This is a genomic window from Massilia psychrophila (assembly GCF_002760665.1).
Taxonomy (GTDB): domain Bacteria; phylum Pseudomonadota; class Gammaproteobacteria; order Burkholderiales; family Burkholderiaceae_D; genus JAFCUW01.
On record NZ_PDOB01000030.1, the window covers coordinates 1 to 24,329 of the forward strand.

At 60.8% G+C, this 24,329-nt stretch carries 18 protein-coding genes; 10 read left to right on the forward strand and 8 right to left on the reverse strand.

Annotated elements, in window-relative coordinates; all coding sequences use genetic code 11:
• The first annotated feature begins 614 nt into the window (after positions 1 to 614).
• The 4 genes from CR103_RS16385 (at position 615) to CR103_RS16400 (ending at position 7,342) form a co-directional block, all read left to right on the forward strand.
• Positions 615 to 3,023, forward strand: a complete 2,409-nt coding sequence (locus CR103_RS16385) for a cytochrome-c peroxidase (RefSeq protein ID WP_099917020.1) — start codon at positions 615 to 617, stop codon at positions 3,021 to 3,023.
• 780 nt (positions 3,024 to 3,803) lie between these two features.
• Positions 3,804 to 6,104 carry a cytochrome-c peroxidase gene (locus tag CR103_RS16390; RefSeq protein ID WP_180279432.1) on the forward strand — a complete coding sequence of 767 codons (2,301 nt, stop codon included), beginning with the start codon at positions 3,804 to 3,806 and terminating at the stop codon, positions 6,102 to 6,104.
• A 212-nt stretch (positions 6,105 to 6,316) separates the two neighbouring features.
• On the forward strand, positions 6,317 to 6,850 hold the full coding sequence (locus tag CR103_RS16395; RefSeq protein WP_099917022.1) for a hypothetical protein: 534 nt from the start codon (positions 6,317 to 6,319) through the stop codon (positions 6,848 to 6,850).
• 60 nt (positions 6,851 to 6,910) lie between these two features.
• A complete protein-coding gene (locus tag CR103_RS16400) occupies positions 6,911 to 7,342 on the forward strand; it encodes a DUF3597 domain-containing protein (RefSeq protein ID WP_099917023.1) in 432 nt (143 codons plus the stop codon).
• Between the two features lie 13 nt (positions 7,343 to 7,355).
• Here CR103_RS16400 and CR103_RS22815 read toward each other — a convergent pair whose 3' ends face one another.
• Positions 7,356 to 7,724, reverse strand: coding sequence for a hypothetical protein (locus CR103_RS22815; RefSeq protein ID WP_180279433.1), 369 nt, complete (start codon positions 7,722 to 7,724; stop codon positions 7,356 to 7,358).
• 286 nt (positions 7,725 to 8,010) lie between these two features.
• Positions 8,011 to 9,717, reverse strand: coding sequence for a 30S ribosomal protein S12 methylthiotransferase accessory factor YcaO (gene ycaO, locus CR103_RS16410; RefSeq protein ID WP_099917024.1), 1,707 nt, complete (start codon positions 9,715 to 9,717; stop codon positions 8,011 to 8,013).
• 218 nt (positions 9,718 to 9,935) lie between these two features.
• On the opposite strand from ycaO, the gene CR103_RS16415 reads away from it, so the two are divergent.
• The 4 genes from CR103_RS16415 to CR103_RS16430 all read left to right on the forward strand — a co-directional run bounded on the left by CR103_RS16415 (position 9,936) and on the right by CR103_RS16430 (position 17,012).
• Positions 9,936 to 12,212, forward strand: coding sequence for a family 1 glycosylhydrolase (locus CR103_RS16415; RefSeq protein WP_099917025.1), 2,277 nt, complete (start codon positions 9,936 to 9,938; stop codon positions 12,210 to 12,212).
• Between the two features lie 145 nt (positions 12,213 to 12,357).
• Positions 12,358 to 14,124 (forward strand): cation:proton antiporter domain-containing protein, encoded by a 1,767-nt coding sequence (locus CR103_RS16420; protein ID WP_099917026.1) that lies wholly within the window; start codon positions 12,358 to 12,360, stop codon positions 14,122 to 14,124.
• Between the two features lie 214 nt (positions 14,125 to 14,338).
• A complete protein-coding gene (locus tag CR103_RS16425; RefSeq protein WP_307719715.1) occupies positions 14,339 to 15,472 on the forward strand; it encodes a sensor histidine kinase in 1,134 nt (377 codons plus the stop codon).
• A 286-nt stretch (positions 15,473 to 15,758) separates the two neighbouring features.
• Positions 15,759 to 17,012 (forward strand): CaiB/BaiF CoA transferase family protein, encoded by a 1,254-nt coding sequence (locus CR103_RS16430; RefSeq protein ID WP_099917027.1) that lies wholly within the window; start codon positions 15,759 to 15,761, stop codon positions 17,010 to 17,012.
• Positions 17,013 to 17,039: 27 nt separating this feature from the next.
• On the opposite strand, the gene CR103_RS16435 is transcribed toward CR103_RS16430, so the two are convergent.
• Both CR103_RS16435 and CR103_RS16440 read right to left on the reverse strand, forming a co-directional pair.
• Complete coding sequence (locus CR103_RS16435; protein ID WP_099917028.1) at positions 17,040 to 17,366, reverse strand: hypothetical protein; 327 nt, start codon at positions 17,364 to 17,366, stop codon at positions 17,040 to 17,042.
• Positions 17,367 to 17,446: 80 nt separating this feature from the next.
• On the reverse strand, positions 17,447 to 18,688 hold the full coding sequence (locus CR103_RS16440) for an MFS transporter (protein WP_099917029.1): 1,242 nt from the start codon (positions 18,686 to 18,688) through the stop codon (positions 17,447 to 17,449).
• 103 nt (positions 18,689 to 18,791) lie between these two features.
• Between CR103_RS16440 and CR103_RS16445 the strand changes: the two genes are divergently transcribed.
• The gene (locus tag CR103_RS16445; RefSeq protein WP_099917030.1) at positions 18,792 to 19,691 is read left to right on the forward strand and encodes a LysR family transcriptional regulator; all 900 of its coding nucleotides are present in this window, start codon (positions 18,792 to 18,794) and stop codon (positions 19,689 to 19,691) included.
• Positions 19,692 to 19,726: 35 nt separating this feature from the next.
• On the opposite strand, the gene CR103_RS16450 is transcribed toward CR103_RS16445, so the two are convergent.
• The 4 genes from CR103_RS16450 to CR103_RS16465 form a co-directional block, all read right to left on the reverse strand.
• The gene (locus CR103_RS16450) at positions 19,727 to 20,599 is read right to left on the reverse strand and encodes a hypothetical protein (protein WP_099917031.1); all 873 of its coding nucleotides are present in this window, start codon (positions 20,597 to 20,599) and stop codon (positions 19,727 to 19,729) included.
• A gap of 38 nt (positions 20,600 to 20,637) precedes the next feature.
• On the reverse strand, positions 20,638 to 21,417 hold the full coding sequence (locus CR103_RS16455) for a hypothetical protein (protein WP_099917032.1): 780 nt from the start codon (positions 21,415 to 21,417) through the stop codon (positions 20,638 to 20,640).
• Positions 21,418 to 21,419: 2 nt separating this feature from the next.
• Positions 21,420 to 21,914 carry a hypothetical protein gene (locus tag CR103_RS16460; protein WP_099917033.1) on the reverse strand — a complete coding sequence of 165 codons (495 nt, stop codon included), beginning with the start codon at positions 21,912 to 21,914 and terminating at the stop codon, positions 21,420 to 21,422.
• A 73-nt stretch (positions 21,915 to 21,987) separates the two neighbouring features.
• Positions 21,988 to 22,278 (reverse strand): DnaJ domain-containing protein, encoded by a 291-nt coding sequence (locus CR103_RS16465; RefSeq protein WP_099917034.1) that lies wholly within the window; start codon positions 22,276 to 22,278, stop codon positions 21,988 to 21,990.
• Positions 22,279 to 22,404: 126 nt separating this feature from the next.
• Between CR103_RS16465 and CR103_RS16470 the strand changes: the two genes are divergently transcribed.
• Positions 22,405 to 24,174 (forward strand): glutamine--tRNA ligase/YqeY domain fusion protein, encoded by a 1,770-nt coding sequence (locus CR103_RS16470; protein ID WP_099917035.1) that lies wholly within the window; start codon positions 22,405 to 22,407, stop codon positions 24,172 to 24,174.
• Positions 24,175 to 24,329: the final 155 nt, after the last annotated feature.

A 24,329-nucleotide genomic window follows, 5' to 3' on the forward strand; every position in this document is an offset into this window, starting at 1 on the left:
ACAACCTCGGCACTCTCGCGTTCATCATTTTGTTTTACCGCTGGCGACATCTGGTTTTCCATGTGATAGCAACTTCCTTAATTAGCATGATGAAGTTGTCTCACAGTAGTTTGACACAGGGGGGTCGACGTGGTCCAAGACGTCTTGCAGCGCATAGGCCAGCATCCTGCATCGCTGGTCGAACAACTGACGCCACACCTGTGGAAGACGCTGTTCGCCAAAAATCCACTGCGCTCAGATCTTTACCAACGCGACGACCGCCAGTCACATCAATAACGCCGTTCACTTACCGCTTACACGTGCCCGCCGAAATTCCGAGAGTAAACGCGAATTCGACAAAGTTTACAAGCCCCTTCTGCAACTCATCGAATGTAAACGGTTTTTTTGGGCTGCGTAAGCGGACGCTGCGGATGTGTATAACGCTACGGGTTAACGGCGACTCCTCGACGCCGAATTTACGATTACGTTCCCGCATATTAGCCGGCGCCTGATGTACATCACATATGCTTGTGAAGGGAGGCAGTTGGACAATGTATGGGTGATTCAGAAGAGTATGTTGAGTATGTTACCCAGCGATATTTCCAACAATAAATTAATTTAAAGAGTATTCCATCATGCTCACGTCAAAATCCTTCCGAACTAGCTACATAATGATAGCTATTATGACAATTTATTTCTCTCTATCTTTTGGCATCGTTGCGGGCCAAGCACAGGACACTTCGTCACCAGACCTGTTGAGGGCTAAGGCATTGAATATGGGCATTAATTCATTGAAAACGGTGAAAGTCGCGGATGCTCCCACATTTAAACAGTTCGTTGTTGACCGTACTAAACTGCAGCAGTTGGGTAAAGCCCTGTTCTGGGATCAGCAGGTAGGCAGCGATGGTCAGTCTTGTGCAAGTTGTCACTTTCATGCCGGCGCCGACAATCGGTCGAAAAACCAGGTGAATCCTGGTTTCAGGAGTTCACTCATCGCCGGCGGAGATACCGTTTTTGGCCAAACTTCTCGCGGAAAACTTACCCCAAATTATCAACTCACCCTTGACGACTTTCCTTTCCACAAGCTTCAAGATCCAAACAATCGCAATTCATTGGTACTGAGTGATACCAATGACGTGGTTTCTTCTCAAGGATCTTTTAACGTAGATTTCCGCGGATTTGGGTTGTCGGCGAATGACATCGGTATTCCGGTAGCCGGCGTGTTCAAGGATCCGGCCACAGGCGCCATGGTGCGTAACGTGGAACCGCGCAATACGCCCACCGTCATCAATGCGGCGCTCAACCATCGGAACTTCTGGGACGGGCGGGGGCGCAACGAATTCAACGGCGTTAACCCGCTAGGCTCGCTTGATGCCGAAAAAATTGTTAAAATTACAAGTGTAAATAGTGTTGTTTTTGTTCAGACCCGCATTTCAAATTCTTCCGGCGCATCACAGGCAGTAGGACCACCGCTCAGCGCTCTGGAGATGTCATTTTCTGGCCGCACTTTCCCCTTAATCGGAAGGAAACTTCTTAACCGGACGCCGCTCGCGGGACAGAATGTCGCTCTGAACGACAGCGTACTGGGCAGCGGCCTGACCACCGGGGAAGGCCTTAAAGTGAAGTATGTGGATCTCGTCAGGGGCGCTTTTGATCCTACATGGTGGAACGCGCCATTGGGGTGGGTGGTCGATCTCGCCGACCAGGCCAACCCGGAGCTGGTGAAGCTGCCCGATGGAGCAAAACCCAGTTCCACCCAGTTCACGGTGATGGAATATAACTTTGGCCTGTTCATGGGAATGGCGGTCAATGAGTATGAAAAGTTACTCATTGCCAATGACTCGCGTTTCGACCAGTTCATGGAAGGTGATAACTCCCGTTTAAGCCCACAGGAGCAACAGGGACTGCGCATATACCTGGGATCGGGCAAGTGCATCAACTGTCATGGCGGAGCCGAGATGACAAATGCGAGCCTGCGCCGGGTGCAGGGGTTCGAAGTTCTAGAGCGGATGATCATGGGCAATGATCGGGTAGCCGTCTACGACAATGGTTTTTATAATATCGGCGTACGACCGACCAAGGAAGACATGGGCGTCGGCGCAACAATCGGTTCCAAAAACCGCCCGCTCTCCAATTCCCGTGCTTTTCAGAAATGCGTAAACGACGCGCTGACAGCCAATCCGTCGTTGTCGCTTGCACAGGCGAACGACAGCTGTGGCGTGCCCCGCATGCTCGCCCGCCCGGCAGAGGCGGCAAAATTGCTCGCCAAGGCCGCTGCACAGGTGGGTAATCCGCAGCAGGCGATCATATTGCTTAATCAAGCCAATGCATTGATAAGTTCGGCGCCGCCCGATCTCGTACAAGGATCATGCAAGCTTGCCAAAAATCCAGCATTGCCATGCCCTGTATTGCCAGATGGCTCCGGTGTTCAGATGGACGGGGCGCTCGATGTGCTGGCGAAGTTTTCCATCGACCCGGCCGTATTGACAGCGGCTGCCAGCCTGTTGCCCGACCCCGTAAGCCCTGGCGCCGCCTCGAGTTTGCTCGCACCGCCGCTTGGCCGCAACGAGCGGGTGGCGGTGGATGGCGCGTTCAAAACGCCTACCGCACGTAATGTGGAACTGACAGCGCCGTATTTCCATAACGGAGGAACGGCGACCTTGGATCAGTTGGTGGATTTCTACAACCGCGGCGGGGATTTTGCGGTGCAAAACCAGGACAACCTGGATCCTGACATTCAGCCTTTGGGCCTGTCTATCCAGGACAAGGCAGATCTCGTTGCGTTTTTGCGCGCTCTTACCGATGAGCGAGTGAGATTTGACAAGGCGCCGTTCGATCATCCAAGTCTCAACTTGCCGAATGGAGGTAGCGCCGCCAGCTATAACCCCGCTTACTCTTTCGGCGCAGGTTCACCGGTACCGATCATGGATGACAGAGTCACGTTACCGGCGGCTGGCGCCTTAGGCACCGTCCGGCTTGGCACACCGAATACGCCGTATGCCAATTTCCCCGATCCGTTGACACCGCCCTCGCCGTCCCGCTAAGAGCGGGCCGGCAGCCAGTAGCTGCGCTTGGCCAGGGCCAGTAATCTGCACGCCGCACGACAGCGCCTGTTTGACCAAGCGCGGCTTGATCGCGCGGGGCGACGAGGTGATCTGGCTCGCCCGGATCACCTGTGGCAATGCACAAGCGGGTTCAGACTGAGCCCGATGTATTGTTCGGCAATTTTCAAGGTCGGTCCCAATCATTGCGCGCCGTGCCCAGACAGGCTTTCGCGCAAGCACACGCCACGCTGTCGCTGACAGCCTTTGTCTCTCTCAATTATTGGCTTGTTACGCTCACCGGGCATCATGGTATCGTGCTGCGCTAATGCCGCTTGTGTCGGTTGTGTCGGTTGTGTCGGTTGTCAATGCAAGCAACGACTGGCTACACACTGATTCAGATTGTCGTGACAACACATTTCAGGTTCACCAAACAAGGGCCGCCCAGTTTCGACTATTAAAAAAATATCGTGATTTGTTTCCCGATTACTTTAATCGGCGCCTATTCCGGCAATGCCTAAATAATGCTTATGTTCCGGCGGAATACATGGCATCTGATGTAAATCACATGTGCTAATTGAAGAGGTACTTGAACAATATATAGATGAGCTGCAAGCGTATGTTGGGAATGACGCTACACGACATTCCGAATAATTCGTTGGTTTGAAGGGCTCAATTATGTTCAGGTTAAAAACTTTTCGAACCAGCTATATAGTTTTAGCTGCTCTGGCGATATATTTATCTCTTGCCTTCGGCATAGTTACTGGCCAAACACAAAACACCATGTCACCAGAACTCTTGCGGGCCATGGCATTGAAGATGGGCACCAATTCCTTGAAAACGGTCAAAGTCAAGGATGCTCCTACATTCAACGAATTTGTTGTTGACCGTGTCAAGCTGCAGCAACTGGGTAAAGCCTTGTTCTGGGACCAACAGGTGGGCAGCGATGGCCAGTCTTGTGCAAGTTGCCATTTCCACGCCGGCGCTGACAACCGGTCGAAAAACCAGATCAACCCTGGCTTTAGAAATTCGCTGTTCGCCAGCGGGGATACTGTCTTTGGTAAAACTCTGCGCAAACAACTCACTCCAAATTATCAGCTTACCCTTGACGATTTTCCTTTTTACAAGCTTCAAGATGCAAACAATCGGAATTCATTGGTGTTAAGCGATACCAATGACGTGGTTTCCTCTCAAGGAACTTTTAACGCAAACTTCCAGGGACTTGGCGTATCGGCAAACGACATCGGCATTCCCGTTGCGAACGTATTTTGGGATTCAGTTGCAAACGCCATGGTGCGAAATGTGGAGCCGCGTAATACGCCTACCGTCATCAACGCGGTGCTCAACCATCGGAACTTCTGGGACGGACGGGGGCGTCATGAATTTAACGGCGTCACCCCACTGGGCTCGCTTGATCCCGAAAAGATCGTCAAGGTTGCAGGTTTGAATAGTATTGTTTTTGTTCAGACCCTCATTTTAAATTCTTCCGGCGCGTCACAGGCAGTAGGACCACCGCTAAATAGCCTGGAAATGTCATTTAGGGGCCGCACTTTCCCCATACTCGGAAGAAAACTTCTCAATCGGACGCCGCTTGTGGCGCAGAATGTCGCATTCAACGACAGCGTTCTGGGCGGCAGCCTGACCACCGGCAAAGGACTGACAAAAAAATATGTGGATTTTGTCAGGAGTGCTTTTGACCCTTCGTGGTGGAACGCACCGGCGGGTTGGGTGGTCGATGTCGCCGACCGGGCCAACCCGAAGCTGGTACAAACGTCTTATGGCGTGACACCCACTGCTACCCAGTTCACCGTGATGGAATATAATTTTGGCCTTTTCATGGGATTAGCAATTAATGAATACGAAAAGTTATTAATTGCCAACGACTCGCGTTTCGACCAGTTCATGGACGGCGATAATGCGATTTTAAATGCACAAGAACAACAAGGACTGCGCGTCTTCTTAGGCTCGGGCAAGTGCATCAACTGCCATGGAGGCGCCGAAATGACCAATGCGAGCGTGCGCCGGGTGCAAGGCTTCGAAGTACTCGAGCGTATGATCATGGGCAACGATCGGGTCGCCGTCTACGACAATGGGTTTTATAATATCGGCGTACGGCCGACCAGGGAAGACATGGGTATCGGCGCAACCATCGGTTCCAAAAACCTTCCGTTATCGAATTCCCGTGGTTTTCAAAAATGCGTGAACGATGCGATGACGGCCAGTCCCTCGCTTTTACTGGCGCAGGCGAACGATAACTGCGGCGTCCCCCGTATTTTGGCCCGACCCGCAGAGGCTGCCAAATTACTTGCTAAAGCAGGCATACAGGCAGGCAATTCACCATCGGTCCTTAAATTACTTAATCAAGCCAACGGATTTATCAATTCGGTACCGCCCGACCTCGTGCAGGGATCATGCAGGCTTGCCAAAAATCCCGCATTACCGTGCCCCTTATCGCCTTATGGCGGCATGCAGCTGGACGGCGCACTCGATGTACTAGTGAAACTTTCTGCCGACCCAGGCGTATTGGCATCGGCTGCCAGTCTTTTGCCTGACCCCGTACGCCCTGGCATCGCCCCGAATTTGCTGGCGCCGCCGCTTGGCCGCAACGAGCGGGTAGCGGTGGATGGGGCGTTCAAAACCCCTACCACGCGCAATGTGGAACTGACGGCGCCGTATTTCCACAATGGAGGAACGGCCACTTTGGCTCAGATAGTGGATTTTTACAACCGCGGCGGGGATTTTTCGTTGCAAAACCAGGACAACCTGGACCCGGACATCCAACCGCTGGGCCTGTCTGGCAATGACAAGGCAGACCTCGTTGCATTTCTGCTCGCGCTTACTGATGAGCGAGTGAGATATAACAAGGCACCGTTCGATCATCCAAGCCTTAACTTCCCCAATGGGGGCAGCGCCGCCAGCTACAATCCTGCGTACTCTTTCGGCGCCGGCTATCCGATAGCGATCATGGATGACAGGGTCACGTTACCGGCGGCTGGCGCCTTGGGCGCCGTCCGGCTTGGCACGCCAAATACGCCGTATGCCAATTTCCCCGATCCGTTGACGCCGCCCTCGCTGTCACGCTAAGCACTCACCCGAAATACCGACACGGAACACATTGTGAGAATCGATCCCCGAAACAGGTGCCAATGAGCAATGCTGACTTTGTTTTTGATGCTTCTCGGTGCAATGGCGTACAGATTAACGCTGTCATGAAGAATAGGCTTGTGATCTTGCCATCCCGCCAGCCCCCGAGTAAACGACGGCTGGGTTCTCTCTCTCACCTCACGGAGTGTGCTATGGGTTTCGATTTAGGTAGTCTTTTACAGCAATACGCGGGCAGCAACCCCACCAACCACGCCCAGGCGCAGAACGATTTCGACCAGGTTGCGCAAAATGCGCCCCAATCGCACCTAGCCGAAGGTGTGTCCGAAGCGCTGCGTTCGGACCAGACCCCGCCGTTCCCGCAGATGGTCGGCCAGTTGTTTAATCAAGGCGACTCCAGCCAGCGCGCCGGCATGCTTAACCAGCTGCTCGGCGGCATCGGACCCGGCGTGCTGTCGTCGATTGCCGGCGGTGCCTTCGGCAGCCTGTTCGGCGGCCATGGCAACGCCAACGCCAACGCCGACGTGCCGCAGCTGACGCCCCAGCAAGCGTCGGCCATGACGCCGGAACAGGTGCAGGAAATCGCGGCAAAGGCCGAGCAAGACAATCCTGGCATCGTCGACCGCATGGGCGCGTTCTATGCCGAGCACCCGCAACTGGTCAAAGGCCTTGGCGGCGTCGCATTGGCACTGGTGCTGGGCCGCATGGCGCAGGGCAGGCAGCGTTAAACCGTTTGCATAGCACCAACACACCCCACTCGCGACTACAACGAGCACAAGGATCACACCATGGGCATTCTGAGCAATATCTTCCAAAAGATTTTTCCATCGTCGCACCCGGCTGTAGCTCAAGCGCCGACGCAGGCATCGCCCCCTACCGCCACCACCACCGCCGCCGCGCCTGCAACTATGTCCACGCCTGCAACTGCGTCTGCGGCGGCCGTTGCCACCCCGGCTGCGCCAATGGCGGAAGTCGATGTCGAATCGATCCTCAACCACATGTCGGGCGCATCGAGCCTGAACTGGCGCACGTCGATCGTCGACCTGCTGAAACTGCTCAGCCTCGACAGCAGCCTCGATTCGCGCAAGGAACTGGCCAAAGAGCTTCACTTCACCGGCGACACCGGCGATTCGGCCTCGATGAACATCTGGCTGCACCGCCAGGTGATGAACAAGCTGGCGGCGAACGGCGGCACGGTGCCGGCCGACCTGAAAGACTGACAGTGCCTGTCGGTCAGTCGGTCAGGCTGACATTGGCAGCTGGGCAGGTACGGCACCAGCTCGACGAAAAATGCGAACAGCGCAAAGAAAATGAAACCCGAGGCGAACGGCCAATATTGTCCGTGGCGCTTTTTGGCAAACAGCCATGCGGCAGCCAGCGACGGTGCATCGGGCTTGTCTCATTCGGCCGCCGCGCGGTCGCGCGCCGCATCGGCAGCCAGTTTTCAAACGTCTGCTGGGCGCTGCGGGTGTTCGATTGGGCCACCCGATGCTGCTGCGCAGCCTGCTCCAGCCGTTCGGTCGCTTCGAGGCAGTTGGCGTCGGCCTGGTTTGCCGCGGCACGCACGGCCGGTCCCCTGGCCGGATCGATGAAGCTGTCCAACGGCGCCGGTGGCTCGACCCGCCACCTGTTGCCGACGATCCGGTCAACCGCAGGCCTTTGCCCATGCTCGACTCCTTTGCAAATTTAGCAATGAAGTGCGCAGGACGGCATGGGTTTGGGGTTTAAGCGAGCAATATTGCGCACAAAGCAGCGAGCGGTACGCGTGGTATTGGCTGGCGATTGTTTTTCCGGCTGCGCAAAGAAATTGGGGCCCCGCATTCGCGAGGACGACGAGCTATAAGTCGTCATCCTCGCGAACGCGGGGACCTCATATTCTCACAGAAAATCACACAAACAGCTTGTCGTACGCCGCCAGCAAGGTCTGGTGCATCGGGCTGCCTTCCATGTCGGCGCCCAGCGTTTCCAGGCCAAAAAAACGCTCGCTGCGGGCTAACAAAGCTTCCGCCTGGCGCACCGTATCAACGCCGTACAGCAGCACCATCGAGCGGCGGTAGTTGTCGACGTCCTCGACATTGATCATGCTCTCGATGCAGCGGTACACCAGGCGGCGCTTTGGTGCCAAGTCCTTGAAGTGGTGGATCCAGTCGCAGCCTTCGAGAATGGCGTCTTCGTCGCCGACGGCCAGCGCCAGCAGGGTTTTCAGTTCGCCCACGCGCAGCTGTTTCCATGGCGTGCCGAGCGGAATGGCCAGACCGAGGATCTCCCACAGCGGGCGCTCGTCGTTGACGTTCATGGTCTGCAGCTGTTCCAGCAGGTCGGCGCATTCCTGTTCGGACAGCGTGTTCAAACGCACCAGCTTGGGCCGGATCGCGTTGCCGATGCTGTTGTTTTCCCACTCGAGGTCTTCGACCGGATAAATTTCAGAAAACCCGGGGACCAGGATGCGGCAGCTGTAAGCGCCCTGCTCGCTGAAATCGGCGACGTAGATGTCGTTGCCTTCGCGGTGGATGCAATCGACCAGCCACTGGTAATCTTCTTCGGTGGTGTTGCTGAAGTTCCAGTCGGCGAACGGGAAGTCCGGCGTGTCGCCCATGAAGTTCCAGCTGATCACGCCGCTCGAATCGACGAAGTGAATTTCCAGGTTGGCGACGGCGTTTATCTCGCTCATGTCGAAGCCCGGCTCGGGGAAGCCTTCGAGCGAGTCGAGCGCCCGGCCCTGCAGCAATTCGGTCATCGCCCGCTCGAGCGCGATTTCGAAGCGCGGGTGGGCGCCGTAGCTGGAGAACACGCCCTGATCCTTCGGATGGACCAAGGTTACGTTCATCACCGGATACTTGCCGCCCAGCGAGGCGTCCTTGACCAGGATGCCGAAGCCGGCCTTGCGCAAGCCCGCGATGCCGGCGGCAATATTGGGAAAGCGCGCTATCACCTCGTCCGGCACTTCCGGCAGGCACAGGCCTTCGCTGATGATGCGGTACTTGATCTGGCGCTCGAAGATTTCCGACAGCGCCTGGGTGCGCGCTTCCATCAGCGTGTTGCCGGCCGCCATGCCATTGCTGACGTACAGGTTACCGATGATGTTGACCGGAAAATAGGTCTCGGCGCCATCGCGCACGCGCTGGTACGGCAGCGCGCAGATGCCGCGCGCGACGTTGCCCGAATTAAGGTCGACCAGCACTTCGGCGTCGATTTCGGAATCGGGATTATAAAAGGCGTGCAGCTCGTCGTTGAGGATGTCGGCCGGCCACTTGCCGTCGTCGCCGCGCGCAAACCAGCGCTCTTGCGGGTAGTGCACGAACGCCTTGTTGGCGCGCGTCGCGCCCAGATGAAAGTGGGTCCAGAAATAATGGGTACCGAGGCGCTCGAAAAATTCGCCGTAGGCGCTGGCGCGGGCGGCCAGTTCAGTGGCACCCTTACCGTTCGAAAACAGCATCGGGCAATCGTTGTCCTTCATGTGGGTCGACCAGATCGCATCGACCTCGTGCAGCAAGGACGACTCGTTGAGCTTGAAGCCGCGCTCGGCCAGCTTGGCCTGCATGGTGTCGATAGTGGACTCGAGGGCGGCGTCCTTGCCGGGAATGAATGTTTGCATGCGGAGGTCTCGGTAGCAAGGGCGCGCGATGCGCGGCCGGATTAAAAAAGTTCACAGTGCGAAGCTGCAAAATACCGCATGATACAGTACCAATACCGCATCAACGCCGACGTCCGTCCCGCGGCCGGGCACCGTTTTTCAAAGCTGCCCTGAAAGAAATTCGAACTTCGGCGCTGTGGCCGGTCTCTAATTTCTTTCAATAACGCGTAGGTGCAGCTATGCATACGCATAAAAACGTCGATTCGATTGCTCCACTGGCACTTTGGGGTGGCCTCGAGTGCACCGTCAACCGGGTGCGCGACCAGTATTTCCACCAGCTCGACCGCAACGGTCACGCCGGGCGCGACGATGACATCGAGCGCTTCGCTTCGCTCGGCATCAGCGCCATCCGCTATCCGATCTTGTGGGAACGCACCGCCCCCGATGGCCTGGCCAACGCCGACTGGAGCTGGGCCGACGCTCGCCTGCATGCCCTGAAGGGCGCCGGCATCGCGCCGATCGCCGGCCTGGTACACCACGGCAGCGGCCCGCGCCACACCAGCCTGACCGATCCGGGCTTCGCCACCGGCCTGGCCGAGTACGCCGGCGCCGTAGCCGGGCGCTATCCGTGGATTACCCACTATACGCCGGTCAACGAGCCGCTCACCACCGCCCGTTTCAGCGGCCTGTACGGCCTGTGGTATCCGCACGGCCGCGACGACCGCACCTTCATCGAAGCCCTGCTGAACCAGAGCCGCGCGGTGGTGCTGGCAATGCGCGCGATCCGCGTTGTCAATCCCGACGCCAAACTGGTGCAGACCGACGACCTCGGCAAAACCTACAGCACTGGCGCGATGGCCAAGGTCGCCACGTTCTACAACGAACGCCGCTGGCTCGGCTGGGACCTGCTGTGCGGCATGGTCGGCCCCGACCATGCCTTGTGGACTTACCTGCTTGGTACCGGCATCGACCCGGCCGAGCTGCTGTGGTTCCGCGACAACCCCTGCCCGCCGGACATCATCGGCGTCAACTATTACGTCACCAGCGAGCGCTGGCTCGATCACCGGATCGGCCGCTACCCGCCGCAGTTCACTGGCGTGGCCGACGGCGTCCCGTTTGCCGACATCGAAACGGCGCGCTCGCTGGCCACGCCTACACCGGGCATTGCGCCGCTGCTCGAAGAAATCTGGGACCGCTATCGCCTGCCTTTGGTGGTCACCGAAGCGCACATCGACGCCCTGCGCGAAGACCAGTTGCGTTGGCTGCTCGAAATCTGGCAGGCCTCCCGACAAGTGCGCGCCAACGGCGTCGACGTGCGCGCAGTAACGGTCTGGGCGCTGCTCGGCTCGTTCGACTGGAACAGCCTGGTGACGCGCTGCAGCAGCCATTACGAGCCCGGCCCGTTCGACGTGCGCTCACCGCTGCCGCGCCCCACCGCGCTGGCCGGCATGATGCAAGAACTTGCGGCTGGTAAAACTTTGTCGCATCCGGTACTGCACGGCCAGGGTTGGTGGCGCCGCCCGGGGCGCTTCCTGTGCCCGCCGGTCGCCAGCCCCGCCGCGCTGACGTCGATTGCGGTCAGCGGACAAGGACAAGGACAAAAACAAAAACAAGGACAGGGGCGCCCTGTGCCGAAACCAATCCTGATCGTCGGCGCCAACGGCACGCTTGGCCGCGCATTTGCCCGCGTGTGCGAGCAGCGCAACCTGGCCCACCATCGGCTCAGCCGCGCCGACATGGACATTGCCGACCCCGTCTCGGTAGAACAGGCGCTGCAGCGCTTCGGCCCGTGGGCCATCGTCAACGCCAGCGGCTACGTGCGGGTCGACGCCGCCGAGAACGACGTCGACCGTTGCTTCCGCGAAAACGCGCACGGCCCGGCGGTGTTGGCCGCCGCCTGCGCGCGCCACGGCGTGCACCTGACCACGTTTTCGAGCGACCTGGTGTTCGACGGCCGCCAGAACAATCCCTACGTCGAAACCGACGCCGTCGCGCCGATCAATATCTACGGCAAGAGCAAGGCCGAGGGCGAGCGCACCGTGCTCGACTGCAATCCGGGCGCGCTGGTGGTACGCACCAGTTCTTTCTTCGGCCCGTGGGATCATTTCAATTTCGTCTTTCAAGCGCTCGGCGCGCTCGAAACCGGGGCGCCGTTCGCGGCCGCCAACGACATCACGGTGTCGCCCACCTACGTGCCGGACCTGGTGCACACCTGCCTCGACCTGATCATCGACCGCGAAAGCGGCGTCTGGCACCTGACCAACGGCCACCCGGTGACGTGGCTGGAGTTCGCCAACAAGGCGGCGGACCAGGCCGGCATCGATTGCAGCCGCCTCGAGTCCCAGAGCGCGGCCGCATGCAATTACGTCGCGGCACGACCGCAATACAGCGCCCTGCACAGCAAGCGGGCGCTGCTGCTGCCGACGCTGGACGACGCGCTCGGGCGCTTTTTGGCGGCGCGCGCCGAGCGCCCCGTCGATGCCGCTTCCCGGCTGCGCGGCAATGATGGCGCTTGAGGTTACCGGCCCAAGCTCACATCAACTCACCGACGCGCGCGGCAAGGGCGAAACTTGCCTGGACACGCTATCGGACGCCGCCAAACCGGCCGCAACCTTGGGACCGTTATAAAATGTAAGCATAACAGTCACCTACAGGCCCTCCGTGCAAGAACATCACGCCTTCCCTTTCCTGAAGGAGATCCTCCTGTTCCTGACCCTGGCGGGCATCTTGATTCCCACGCTGCAGCGGCTGCGCATCAACCAGGTGCTCGGTTTTCTCGCCGTCGGCGCCCTGCTCGGCCCGTTCGGCCTCGGCTTGATGGCCGACCAGGTGCCGTGGTTGGCCTACCTGACGTTTCCGCGCGTCGAAGGCGTCACCGTGCTGGCCGAACTCGGCGTGATGTTCCTGATGTTCATGATCGGCCTCGAACTGTCCGCCGCCCGCCTATGGTCGCTGCGGCGCTGGGTGTTCGGCGCCGGCAGCGCGCAGGTCATCATCAGCGCTGCATTGATCGGCGCCGCCGTGCTGATGCTCGGGCAGCGCGCCGACACCGCGATCATCCTTGGCCTGGTGCTGTCGCTGTCCTCCACCGCGGTGGTGATGCAGCTGATGACGGAGCAGCGCAGCAGCGCCAGCCGCCTTGGCCAGGCGACGTTTTCGATTTTGATGCTGCAGGACCTGGCGGTGGTGCCGCTGCTGATCCTGATCGGCGTGATGACCAAGGGCGGTGCCGCCGGCGCCGACATGACCACCCTCGTGTTGATGGCGCTGGCCAAGGCCGCCGCCGCCATCGCGCTGATCTACCTGGTGGGCGGGCGCGTGATCCGGCCGCTGTTTCGCTCTTTTGCGCGCCACCACCAGCCCGACGTGTTCATGGCGCTGATCCTGCTCAGCACGCTCGGCATCGCCGGCCTGAGTGCCGCCGCCGGGCTGTCGATGGCGCTCGGCGCGCTGATCGCCGGGCTGCTGCTGGCAGAAACCGAATTCAAGCACGAAGTCGAACTGATGATCGAGCCGTTTCGCGGCTTGCTGATGGGACTGTTCTTCATGACCGTCGGCATGGGGATGGACGCCCGCGAGATCCTCAATTCGCCGTTGTGGCTCGCTTGCGCGGTACTCGGCCTGGTCGCCATCAAGGCGACGGTCATTGCCGTGCTGATGCGCGTCGGCGGCTTGAGCTGGGGCCGCGCCATCGAAGGCGGTTTGCTGCTCGGCCAGGGCGGCGAGTTCGCCTTCATCGTGATCGGCTACGCCAGTGCCGGCGGCCTGGTCGACCCGGCTCTCGGCCAGCGCGTGATGCTGGCGGTCGGCATCAGCCTGTTCGTCACGCCCATGCTGGCCAAACTCGGGCGCGCCCTTGGCGACCGTTGGGAACTGCGGGTGCACGCCGGCGCCACGCTGCTGGAAAACGGCGACCTGGCAGCGGCGCGCGGGCGCATCATCATCGCCGGGTTCGGCCGCGTCGGCCAGATGCTCGGCAAACTGCTCACCCAGCAGGGCATCGGGTACATCGCCTTCGAAAACGACGCCCGCCTGGCGTCCGAACTGCACCAGCAAGGCCTGCCGGTCTACTTCGGCAACGCCGCGCGCGCCGAACTGCTGCGCCGCGTCCACGCCCACGAGGCGCCGGCGATCGTGCTGACGATGGACCATCCGCAATCGGCGCTGCAGGCGGTGCGCGGCATCCGCCGTGAATTTCCCGACATCGCCCTGTTCGCCCGCGCCCGCGACGAGCAGCAGGCGCGCCTGCTCAAACTGGCCGGCGCCACCGTGGTGGTGCCTGAAACGTTCGAGGCCAGCCTGCAGCTGTCGGCCTTCGTACTCGAGTCGCTGGGGCTTGAAGAACACGAAGTGGATGGGATCGTCGACGAGGAACGGGCGCTGTTTCTCGAGGCGCTGGGGCGGGTGGGGCCGGGAGTGCGCGGTTAGGAGGCTGCCGGACTCAAGCAACCGAAGCGGGAATTAGGCCGGCCGAGGACAGATTTTGTCGAATCGCATCCCCAACTGATTCGTTTCGAAAAAAGCATCTGCTCGGTAAAAAGCCTATCATTGAAATGGATGCACAAATAAAGATTGTTCGGCAAAGGCTCGATCCGGCTTCCGTCACCCGCGACATAACGCGCTAACATCACGAGGCTGCGCCATGATGCACAATTTTCTCGCCAATAATCGCGCAGAGTTAATCGAGCGCTGCGCCGCGAAAGTGGCGCAGCGGCCGACCAGGAATGCCTCAGCCACGCAGCTTGCAACCGGGATTCCGCTATTTCTGAACCAGTTGACAAGAACGTTGGAAGCCGAGCAGCAGGGGACGCCGGAGGATGGCGTCAAAATTTCCGGGCCTTCTGGCGGAGCCTGCTCTATTTTATCGGAGATGGGCGTTAGCGCCGCCGCACACGGAAAAGCGCTGCTGGACCTCGACTATACGATAGATCAAGTGGTCCACGACTACGGCGACCTGTGCCAGGCCATTACCGACTTGGCGTTCGCGCGCGACGCGCCGTTCTCAGTCGGTGAGTTCCGGACCCTCAACCGCTGCCTCGACAATGCCATAGCGGACGCCGTCACCGAATTCAGCGCGCAGCGCGATACCGCGATCACGCTGCGCCAAACGACCGAGGTGAATCAACGCCTTGGCTTCCTTATGCACGAACTTCGAAATTCGCTCAGCGCCGCTTCTCTCGCTGGAGAAGCATTGCGGGTGGGAAATTTGACCTCGAGCGGCGCCACTGGCGCGGTTTTAAAGCGCAGCCACGACGCGATGTCCAGGCTGATCGATCGATCGCTTCTCGAAGTCAAGGCGGGAAGCGACGAGCTAAATGCACGACAAATCTTTTCGCTGGCGGAGTTTGTCCGCGAAGCCCAAGACGCCGGGCAACTTGTGGCCGATGCGCACGGCTGCGCCTTCGAGGTGGCAAGCGTTGATCCCGCCCTCGCGCTGGAGGCCAACCGGGAGCTGATCCTCGCCGCGGTGGCAAACCTGCTCGATAACGCGTTTAAATTTACCCAAGCACAGACCACCGTTACCCTGACCGCTTGTGCTCACGAAGACCGTGTCCAGATCGAAGTGGCCGATCACTGCGGCGGGCTGCGCCCAGGCGATGCCGAGCGCCTGTTTATACCGTTCAGTCAACGCGGAGGCAATAGGACGGGCATCGGACTTGGACTATCAATTGCGCGGCAGAGCGTGCAAGACGACGAGGGGACGCTCGGTGTTTGCAACGTCCCGGGGAAAGGCTGCGTCTTTACCATCGATTTGCCCCTCCGATTGCTTGGTTAATCGCTGTGCGCGAACGCCGCCGGTATCCGCCCCGCCAGCGTTTCTACGAGTCCATCGATATCAGGCTCATTCACCTGCAAGCCCGGCTGCGGCACGAGTTTCGCGCCGTGGATCGAAGCGCGCCGTTTTTAACGGCATCCGGCAGCCGGACCGGGTGTCGCGGGCCGCGGGGCCCGGCCGGAGCCCGTGCAGATCGCCTTGCGCGCTTTTACAAGGTAGCTGCGCGCCACGCCGCCCTTCGCCGGTTCGCTATAATTGTCGACTCGGCACTGAACAAGGAAGCACAATGGCGCAAACCACCGACACCGCATCGTCTTTGCCCAAGGCGCTCGGCCATATCCGCGTGCTCGACTTGTCGCGGGTACTGGCCGGCCCGTGGTGCTCGCAGAACCTGGCCGACCTTGGCGCCGACGTCATCAAGATCGAGCGTCCCGGCGGCGGCGACGACACCCGCGCCTGGGGCCCGCCCTACGCCAAAGACGCCGACGGCAACGACACCACGGAAGCAGCCTATTATCTGGCGGCCAACCGCGGCAAGCGCTCGGTGACGGTCGATATCGCCAGCGTCGAGGGCCAGGCGCTGGTGCGCGAACTGGCGGCGCACGCCGACGTCGTGCTGGAGAATTTCAAGGTCGGCCATCTGAAGCGCTACGGCCTCGATTACGATACCCTCAAGGCGATCAAGCCAGACCTGGTCTACTGCTCGGTGACCGGCTTCGGCCAGGACGGCCCGTATGCCCACCGCGCCGGCTACGACTTCCTGATCCAGGGCATGGGCGGCTTCATGTCGATCACCGGCGAGCGCGACGACCTGCCCGGCGGCGGCCCGCAAAAGGCCGGCGTGGCGATCACCGACCTGATGACCGGCATGTACGCGACGGTGGCGGTGCTGGCGGCGCTGACCCACCGCGACCGCACCGGCGTTGGCCAGTACATCGACATGGCCCTGCTCGACGTGCAGGTGGCGATGCTGGCGAACATGGCCAGCAACTACCACACCAGCGGCAAGCCGCCGGCGCGCTGGGGCAATGCCCACGCCAACATCGTGCCTTACCAGACCTTTGCCTGCCTTGACGGCCACATCATCGTCGCCACCGGCAACGATGGCCAGTACCAGAAATTCGTCGAAGCCGGCGGCTGCGCCGACCTCGCGACCGACCCCCGCTTCGCCACCAATCCGCTACGCGTGCGGAACCGCTTTGTACTGGTGCCGCTGCTCGAACAGATGGTGAAGCGCCGTACCAAGGGCGAGTGGATCGCCAGCCTGGAGGCGCTCGGCGTGCCGTGCGGGCCGATCAACGATATCGGTGAGGTGTTCGCCAACCCGCAAGTGAGCGCGCGCGGCATTGCCATCGACATGCCGCATCCGAGCGCCGGTAAAGTGACCTTGGTGCGCAGCCCGATGAAGCTTTCAGGCACGCCGGTGTCAAATGAAAAGGCACCCCCGCTGCTCGGCCAGCACACCGACGAGGTGCTGCGCGAAGTGTTGGGGCGCAGCGATGGCGACATCGCTGCGCTACGCGCCAAGGGCGTGTTGTGACGTGAGCTGAAGGCAGCTTGGTGCAGCTTAGTGCAGCTTGTGTTTCAGGTCGGAGAGTTCGGCATGCACCCTGGTGATGGCGGTTTCTACCTGCGGCGAAATATGCGCGTCGCTGCGCGACATGCGTTTGGCTTCATCGCCCGTGTCCTCCAAGCCGTCGACACACTCGACGATGCGGACTTGGTCGTTCGATGCGATGGCCGTCTCGGCCTGTCTGGCTTGCTCGGCCATTTTGCGGATGCAGGCCTTCAGTTCGGGCGAGGTATCGGTAGCCGACATGCAAGCCTGTTCGGCCTGGTCGATGGTTTGCTGGATATGGGTAATGCGCTGCTGAATTTCGTTCGCTTGTAACATGGTGAACTCCCGGAAAAGGTTAAGCTAGTTGGACCGGGGGTTCACACACAAGTTGCGTGTTTATTTAGAAGCGTGAGAGTTTATGCAACAGGCGCCAGGATTGCCGGCGGCAGCGGCGCCAGGCCGCGCAGGCGCAGCGCGATGACAAAAGCGATGCCGAGCAGGCCGCCAAGCAGGGCAACCACGCCCGGCCAGCCGGCACCGCTCCACAGCACGCCGCAAAACGAGCCGATCACACTCGATCCCAAGTAGTAGAAAAACAGGTAGAGCGCGGAGGCGAGCGCTTGCGGCGCTTGCGCACGCCGGCCGACCCAGGAACTGGCGATCGAGTGCGATGCGAAAAAGCCGAAGGTGAACAAGCCCATGCCGAACACGATCACCGGCAGCGAGTTGGCCAGCGTCAGCAGCAGGCCGGACAGCATCACCGACATGAACAGCCACAGCACGTTGCGCCGGCCCAACCGGTCGGCCAGGCGGCCGGCCCAGACCGAGCTGAAAATGCCGAGCAGATAGAGCGCCGACAGCAGGCCGACGCCGCTCTGGCTGAGCGCGAACGGCGCGCCCAGCAGGCGGTAGCCTATGTAGTTGTACAGGCTGACGAAGCAGCCCATCAGCAGGAACGACAAGGCGAACAGCCACGGCAGGCCGCGGTCGGCCAGGTGGGCGCGAACGCCTTGGACGAGCGCATCGATGCCACGCTGGTGGGTAACATCGCCTCGTCTAAAATTGTTCGAGGCCGGCAGGCTGCGGCGAAATTCCCACGCCGCGTACAGGCCAGCCGCGCCTATCACCGCCAGCGCCACCCGCCACGAATAGAAATCGCTGAGCACCGAGGTCAGTACCCGCCCGAGCATGCCGCCGAAGGCGCTGCCGCCAATGTACAGTCCCATCGACAAGCCGAGCGAGGGCCCTTCGATCTCTTCGCCCAGGTAGGCCATGGCGACCGCCGGCATGCCGCCGAGTACCACGCCCAGCAAACCGCGCAGCACCAGCAACTGCGTAAAATCTTGCGCGAACGCCGAGGCCAAGGTCAGCACCGCGCCGCCCATCATCGCCGCCACCATCATCGGTTTGCGGCCGATGCGGTCCGACACCACGCTGCTCAGCAGCAGCGACAGCGCCAGCGCGGCGGTCGATACCGACAGCACCAGGCTGCTTTGGGCCGGGGTGAGGGCGAACTGGCCCGCCAGCAGCGGCATCAGCGGCTGCACGCAATACAACAAGGCAAAGGTCGAAATGCCGCCGAACACCATCGCGCGGTTGATGCGCTTGAATGCCGGGCTGTTGGCGGCAATGGCGCTGGGAAAGGTCGGGACGGACATGGTGGCCTGGAATGATTAAACGGTAATGCTCATCTTAGGATTGCGCTTTAAACCTGTCCAATATATATTTGAAGCGTCTGTCATACCCAGAATAGATAAGAGAATGGAACTTCGCCACCTGCGTTACTTCGTTGCCGTTGCCGAAGAGCTGCACTTTACCCGCGCGGCCGAGCGCCTGCACATCGGCCAGCCGCCGCTCAGCCATGCGATCCAGATGCTGGAAGCGGATATTGGCGCGCAATTGTTTGAGCGCAGCAAGCGCTGGGTGCGGCTGACCGAGGCCGGCAAGCTCTTTCTGGATGACGCGCGGCGCATCCTGATCCTGGCCGAGCAGGCGGGAGAGACGGCGCGCCGGGCCGCGCGCGGCGAAGCGGGCGAGCTGCGGATCGGTTTTACCTACTCTACCCCGCTCACGCCGCTGTTTGCCGAAGTGATCAACCGCTACCGCCAGAACTACCCGCTGGTCACCCTCACCTTGCACGAGATGGCGACATTGCGCCAACTGGAAGCGATCGGCCAGCGCACGCTCGACCTCGGGTTCGTGCGCCCGCCTGAAGTCGCGGTGCCGAACGGCGTCAAGCTGACGGCCTTGCGCGAAGACCCGTTGATGGTGGTGCTGCCGGCCTGGCATCCGTTGGCGGCCAAACCGGCGCTGGCAATCCGGGAGCTCGAAGCGCTGCCGTTCGTGATGTATCCGCCAAGCGGGGGTACCGGCATTTATCCGCAGATATTGCGGCTGTGCCGCGCCGCGGGGTTCGTACCGCGGGTCGGCCAGACCGCCGGCGAAGCATCGACCATCATCGGCCTGGTGGCGGCCGGCAGCGGCATCAGCTTGCTGCCGTCGTCATTCGACCGGATCCGCATGGACGGCGTGTGCTACCGGCCGCTGCTCGACCCGGAGGCGACGACGATGCTGCTGCTGGCACAGCGCGCGGGCGAGCAGTCGCCGCTGGTCGATGCGTTTGTGGCGCTGGTGACGGATGCTGCGAGACCGAAAACGTGACGTCGACGCTGACCGGGTAGCGAACGGGCGAGCGTCTACGAATAATCCGCGTCCAGCTCCGAGCCGGCATAATTTTCCAGCTCCCCAAACAGCGTTTTCATCGCCGTACGCGTGCGGATTTTCTGGATCACGGTGCAGTGCTCGCGGTAGGAGGCGATGCGCTCGGCCATCACTGCCTGGTGCTGGGCCGGCACTTGCGCCATCAGGGCGGCCCAGCCGGCCTCATAGTCGGGCTTGTTCTTGCGCACCGATTTGACCAGGCGCTCGAAGTCTTTCTGGCCGGTGCGCGCGACGATCCGCCCGCCGCCTTCGATGGCAAAGATGATCGCCAGCGCGATCACGCCTTCGGCATTCAAATCCGGGTCAAGGACCGGCCCGGCATAGTGATGGCGCCGCAGCCAGCCGGCCGCGTGCACGATCGCCTGCACGCCTTTGCGCTGCTTGTATTGCAGCTCGTAGCGCTCGGGACCGGACCAGTTCTGGCCCGGGTCGGCGTTGCAGATGTCGACGAACAGTTCCTTCAGGCGCCGCTGGGTATAGATCGGGTCGAGGTCGTATTCGCCGACGAGCGAGTCTTCCGGCAGCGCAGACAGGTCGCGGATCATGCGAAAGCCGGCCTGGAACGCGTGTTCGGCGCCATGGTCGATGAGGAAATCGAGCGCCGCTTCGTCGCCTTCGTGCTCGAGTTCGTGCTCGAGACCGAGCGAGACGCCACCGACGGTCAGAAAGTAGGCGCGGCCAATGCCTTCGGCGGTGCGGTCGTTGGTGAATTTTTCGGCGACCATCGCGGTGATGCCGGCCAGTTCGTCGGCCAGCATGGTCGCTTCATCGCCACCTTCGCGCGCCGCCAGGCAACGGATCGCCCGCACCAGCCGCGGCAGCTTTTCTTCGACGATCGCGACCTGCATCGTTGGCGGCGAGGTTGGCGACAAAGCCCCATCGGCGCTCACGAGAAAATGTCCGTGCCGATGCTCTTGCGCGCGCCGCGCTTGGGCACGCTGCTGCGCGACGACGGCACCTGCTTGCGCAAGCGGTACAGCAGTTCCCTGGTCGAGCGCTGCATGAACTTCGGCTCTTCGTCGGGATCGTCCGAAAACTCGGCGTCGGCCAGGTCGGCGCTGTGGCGGAAATCGGGGAACAGTTCGAACAGCGAACGGTCCCAGCCGTCCTCGCTGGCCTTCGCCAGTTCGATCGCCAATGGCACCAAATCGCTGTCGGACGAGGTCTGGCCGGTCATGTACGGTCCTTTCGAAATGATCTCCTCGGCTACTTCGAGGATTTCCTTCGGCGCCATCGAGAACAGGATGGCGAAAATCGTCGCGCCATGGTCGCTGGCCGACGCCTCGAACAGCAGATCGGCGCGGCGCTCCTGGTCGTCGGTCGAAAACACGATGCCGTGGACGTGAGAAAACAGGCTCTCGGCGACGCGCTCGGGGTCGTCCTCGATCATGTCGTCCGACCAGGTGGCGGCGATGAAGGCCAGGCTGTCGGCCCACGCCTTGGGCGGCACCAGCAAGGTGGCCAGCGACGTCTTGCCGCCGTCAAAGCCGGACAAATGCAAGGCCGTCACTTGCGGCGCCAAGTTGGCCAGCACTTCGACCACGGCCAGGTCGCCATGCTCTTCGACCGCGTCCGAAAACGCCTGTTCGGCATGGCTCAGCGAGCCGGCCAGCACCAGCTCGCTGACCTGCTTCGACAGCGCCGGCAGATAGCTGTTTCCACTCATGCTTACTCCTCCTTGTCGAACATCTGGGCGAAGTCGTCGGTGACGCCGTCGTCGTCGTGCTCGTCGTCGCCGTCGTCGTTGCGGCTCAACTGCTCCAGCGACTGGTCGTCGTCGTCCCACTTGCGCGGGTGCTTGAACAGGAACGCGGTGATGATCGCCTGGCGCGCCAGGTCGGGATGGTTTGCCGTCATCGCCTGGTACATCTTGTCGGCCTCGCCGTCGCAGTTGGCCATCGCGAACACGGCGGCCGGATCGCCGCCTTCGTATTCGTCGGCCTCGGCCAGCAGACCTTTCGGATTACTGAACTTGATATGATCGACCAGCGCAAAGCTCATCATGTTGACGTCTTCGATGCCGCCACCGGCTGCGTATTCGGACGCCAGAGCACTTTGCATCATGTCGTAGTTCTTGCGGTTGGGCGGGTCGCCCAGGATGCCGTCGATCTGGCCCCCCAGTTCGCGCGACTGGTAAGCGAATTCGGGATGTACTTTTCTCATGTTCTGATCCTGTTGTAAAGCGTATGGGTTGATGCGGGCGGCGGACGCGGGCGAAAAAATTTACGCCCAAGGTTCACGCAGGCAAGGCGACGCCGTTCAGGGCGAACAGCGAACGCCACAGCTCGAAGGCCTCGGCTTCGGCGTCGACGATGATGCGGTGATTGACGCTCTGGTCGTACTCGCCTCGCTTGGCCCGGTCGGACAAGATTTCGTAAGCCTTGGTGACGCTCTTGAAGCGCACTTCGGCGGCCGGCGCGTCGTTGCGGTCGGGATGGTAGCGCATCGCCAGCGAGCGGTAGACCTTCTTGATCTCGTCTTCGCTTGCGTTCGGCGCGACGCCCAGGACGGCGTATAAATTTTCCACGGGGGACCCTTGGCCGCAGCCAAAACCAATAAAGGGGGATTATCCTCTAAACGGCGCCCGACCGCGCAAGTTCCCTGCCGCATACGGTAAAATGCTGCAACTCCATCATTACAAAGCATTTTTTTTATGAGCAACGATAAAAACAATCCGGCGCCGGCGTCCGCCTCGGCTCCCACAGCTCTCATCTCCAATTTCTTGCGCGCGATTGTCGAATCGAACCTCGCGGCCGGTACCTATGTGCGCGACGGCTTGCCACCGGTAATCACCCGCTTTCCGCCCGAGCCGAATGGCTACCTGCACATCGGCCACGCCAAATCGATCTGCCTGAACTTCGGCATGGCGCGCGACTACGGCGGCGTCTGCCATTTGCGCTTCGACGACACCAACCCGGCCAAGGAAGAGCAGGAATACGTCGACACGATCATCGACAGCGTCAAGTGGCTCGGTTTCAGCTGGGAGCAGGACGGCAGGAACCACCTGTATTTCGCCAGCGATTATTTCGAGCAGTTGTACCTGATGGCCGAGTACCTCATTAGCGCCGGCCACGCCTACGTCGACAGCCAGAATGCCGACGACATGGCGAAAAACCGCGGCAATTTCGGCACGCCGGGCACCAACTCGCCGTTCCGCAACCGCCCTGCCGGCGAATCGCTGGCGATCTTCCGCGACATGAAGGCAGGCAAATACAAGGACGGCGAACACATCCTGCGTGCAAAAATGCGCGAAGATGCGATGGCGGCGCCCAACATGAACCTGCGCGACCCGGCGATCTACCGGATTCGTCACGCCCACCACCACCGCACCGGCGACGCCTGGTGCATCTATCCGATGTACGACTACACGCACCCGATTTCGGATGCGCTGGAAAACGTCACCCATTCGCTGTGCACCCTCGAGTTCCAGGACCACCGGCCGTTCTACGACTGGCTGCTCGAGACGCTGACCGAAGGCGGTTTCTTCAAGCAGCCGGTGCCGCGCCAGTACGAATTCTCGCGCCTGAACCTGACCTACCTGGTGATGAGCAAGCGCAAGCTGCGTCAACTGGTCGACGACGGCATCGTCTCCGGCTGGGACGACCCGCGCATGCCGACCCTGGTCGGCCTGCGCCGGCGCGGCTATACGCCCGAATCGATCCAGCTGTTCTGCGAGCGCATCGGCGTCTCGAAAGCGGACGGCTGGATCGACATGAGCACGCTCGAAGCGGCGCTGCGCGACGACCTCGACCCGAAAGCGCCGCGCGCCACCGCCGTACTGCGGCCGTTGAAACTGATCGTCGATAATTTCCCGCAAGGCGAATCGGTCGACTGCACCTCGCCCGTCCACCCCCATTTCCCCGAGCGCGGGCAGCGCACTTTCCCGTTCACGCGCGACCTGTGGATCGAGCAGGACGACTTTATGGAAGTCCCCAGCAAGGGATATTTCCGCTTCTTTCCGCCGATCGGCGACGCGCCCGGCAGCCGGGTGCGCCTGCGCCATGGCTTCGTTGTCGAATGCACCGGCTGCGACAAGGATGCCGACGGCATCGTCAGCGCCGTCCACGTCAACTATTTCGAGGACAGCAAATCCGGCACCGAAGGCTCGAACGCCTACAAGGTCAAGGGCAACATCCACTGGGTCAGCGCCGCCACCGCGCTGCAGGCCGAAGTACGGCTATACGACCGCCTGTTCACCGAAGCCCAGCCCGACGCCGGCGGCAAGGATTTTATCGCCGCGCTCAACCCGAACGCGCTGGAGGTCGTCACCGCCTACCTGGAACCGGGCATGAGCGCGGCGCTGCCCGACCAGCGCTTCCAGTTCGAGCGCCACGGCTACTTTGTGGCCGACCGGGTCGACAGCGTGGCCGGCAAGCCGGTGTTTAACCGGGTGACGACGTTGAAGGATAGCTGGGTGAAGTAGGCTTGACGCCACTACATCCGATCCCGCTCCGGTGATGGCCGCAGCGGGATTTTTTTTGTTGAAATTTCGAGCGGTGATTTTGTTTTGATCATCAACCTGTTATTTCTACTAGGTACATCTGCCTGTCACTTTAAGTAACTTGTATCTATATCAAA

What these genes read in the sequence shown, in the direction of transcription:
- CR103_RS16385 (WP_099917020.1), top strand. Translation starts at nt 615, where the DNA reads ATGCTCACGTCAAAATCCTTCCGAACTAGCTACATAATGATAGCTATT.
- CR103_RS16390 (WP_180279432.1), top strand. Translation starts at nt 3,804, where the DNA reads ATGTCACCAGAACTCTTGCGGGCCATGGCATTGAAGATGGGCACCAAT.
- CR103_RS16395 (WP_099917022.1), top strand. Translation starts at nt 6,317, where the DNA reads ATGGGTTTCGATTTAGGTAGTCTTTTACAGCAATACGCGGGCAGCAAC.
- CR103_RS16400 (WP_099917023.1), top strand. Translation starts at nt 6,911, where the DNA reads ATGGGCATTCTGAGCAATATCTTCCAAAAGATTTTTCCATCGTCGCAC.
- ycaO (WP_099917024.1), bottom strand. Translation starts at nt 9,717, where the DNA reads ATGCAAACATTCATTCCCGGCAAGGACGCCGCCCTCGAGTCCACTATC.
- CR103_RS16415 (WP_099917025.1), top strand. Translation starts at nt 9,936, where the DNA reads ATGCATACGCATAAAAACGTCGATTCGATTGCTCCACTGGCACTTTGG.
- CR103_RS16425 (WP_307719715.1), top strand. Translation starts at nt 14,339, where the DNA reads ATGATGCACAATTTTCTCGCCAATAATCGCGCAGAGTTAATCGAGCGC.
- CR103_RS16430 (WP_099917027.1), top strand. Translation starts at nt 15,759, where the DNA reads ATGGCGCAAACCACCGACACCGCATCGTCTTTGCCCAAGGCGCTCGGC.
- CR103_RS16435 (WP_099917028.1), bottom strand. Translation starts at nt 17,366, where the DNA reads ATGTTACAAGCGAACGAAATTCAGCAGCGCATTACCCATATCCAGCAA.
- CR103_RS16440 (WP_099917029.1), bottom strand. Translation starts at nt 18,688, where the DNA reads ATGTCCGTCCCGACCTTTCCCAGCGCCATTGCCGCCAACAGCCCGGCA.
- CR103_RS16445 (WP_099917030.1), top strand. Translation starts at nt 18,792, where the DNA reads ATGGAACTTCGCCACCTGCGTTACTTCGTTGCCGTTGCCGAAGAGCTG.
- CR103_RS16450 (WP_099917031.1), bottom strand. Translation starts at nt 20,599, where the DNA reads ATGCAGGTCGCGATCGTCGAAGAAAAGCTGCCGCGGCTGGTGCGGGCG.
- CR103_RS16455 (WP_099917032.1), bottom strand. Translation starts at nt 21,417, where the DNA reads ATGAGTGGAAACAGCTATCTGCCGGCGCTGTCGAAGCAGGTCAGCGAG.
- CR103_RS16460 (WP_099917033.1), bottom strand. Translation starts at nt 21,914, where the DNA reads ATGAGAAAAGTACATCCCGAATTCGCTTACCAGTCGCGCGAACTGGGG.
- CR103_RS16470 (WP_099917035.1), top strand. Translation starts at nt 22,405, where the DNA reads ATGAGCAACGATAAAAACAATCCGGCGCCGGCGTCCGCCTCGGCTCCC.